Annotated in this window: 1 protein-coding gene; it reads right to left on the bottom strand. The window is 70.4% G+C overall.

Going from position 1 to position 1,293, the window contains the following annotated elements:
- Positions 1-1,061, bottom strand: a 1,061-nt coding sequence (locus ACIF9R_RS38325) for an IS110 family transposase (protein WP_399987749.1), incomplete at its 3' end; no start/stop codon positions are given.
- Positions 1,062-1,293: the final 232 nt, after the last annotated feature.

Raw genomic sequence — 1,293 nt, 5'->3', positions numbered from 1 at the left:
TGGGTGATTCGTTCCGTTGGTGTGGTGGTCAGGGCGCGGTAGACCTCGCGGGCGACGAATCGCTTGAGGCAGCGCATGATGTCCTTCTTGTTCAGTCCTTCCTTGGTGCGGCGTTCGACGTAGGCGCGGGTGCGTTCGTCGAAGCGCATGCGGGTCAGGACGATGGTGTGTAGGGCATTGTTCGCTGCCCGGTCGCCGCCGCGGTTGAGGCGGTGGCGATGGGTGCGGCCGGAGGACGCCGGGATCGGAGCGACTCCGGCCAGGTGCGCGAAGGCCGCCTCGGAGCGCATGCGTTCGGGGTTGTCCCCGGCCGATGCCAGGAGCTGACCGGCGGTCTCGGGACCGACGCCGAACAGGTCCAGCAGCGCCGGGGCGGCCTGCTTCACCAGCGGGCCGATCTCCGCGTCGAGCTCGGTGATCTCCTGGTCCAGGGCCTGGTGGCGGCGGGCGAGCCGTCGCAGGGCTGCCCTGGTCGCGGCGAGCGGGCGGGACAGGTCGTCACCGGGCCGCAGCCGGGCCAGGGTCCGTATCAATGCGGCCCGGTCCAGACCGTCTGTCTGCTCCCGCAGCATCGCCGGGGCGGCGACGAGCAGGCCGCGGATCTGGTTCATGGCCTGGGTGCGGGCCTTGACCGCACTTCGGCGGGCGAGCCGCAGCACGCGGACCGCCTCGACCACGCCGTCCCGACTCTTCGGGGTGCCGGTGGCCCGGCCCGAGAGCACGGCCGTCGCGGCAGCGTAAGCGTCGATCGGGTCGGACTTGCCCTTCATCCGCCGGGTCTTGCGGTCCGGCCGGTCGACGTCGACGACCGTGACCCCGGCCGCGGTCAGCACGCGGGCGAGCTCGGCCCCGTAAGCACCGGTGCCCTCCACTCCGATCGCGGCCACGTTCCCCTGGGAGCGCATCCAGTCCAGCAGATCCCGATAGCCGCGGACCGTGGTGGGGAACTCCCGGTCCGCCAGATGCCGGCCGATGGAGTCGATCACTGCGGCGTGGTGGGTCAGGCCGTGGGTATCGACTCCGCCGGTGATCTGCGGGGCGTCGTGCGTCATGCTGGTCATGTCCGTCCTTGTTCGTCCGTACCGAGGGCGGCACGCGCCGGTCGGGCGGGTGGACAAGACAGTGACGGGGCTTCTGGACCAAGCTCCTATGAAGTCACAAACGCCCGTCCGGCCGCGTGCGTGGTGACACCCGAAGGGCCGACAAATCCCAAACAGGACAGTCGAGACGTCAGTCAGCCGAGGGGTCAGACCCACCGGGAGCGTCACCACGTCACATCCTCACTGTCAGCCG

It is taken from the genome of Streptomyces sp. NPDC086080, from assembly GCF_044540255.1.
In the GTDB taxonomy this organism is placed as follows: domain Bacteria; phylum Actinomycetota; class Actinomycetes; order Streptomycetales; family Streptomycetaceae; genus Streptomyces.
This window is presented reverse-complemented; position numbering and strand designations above follow the sequence as displayed.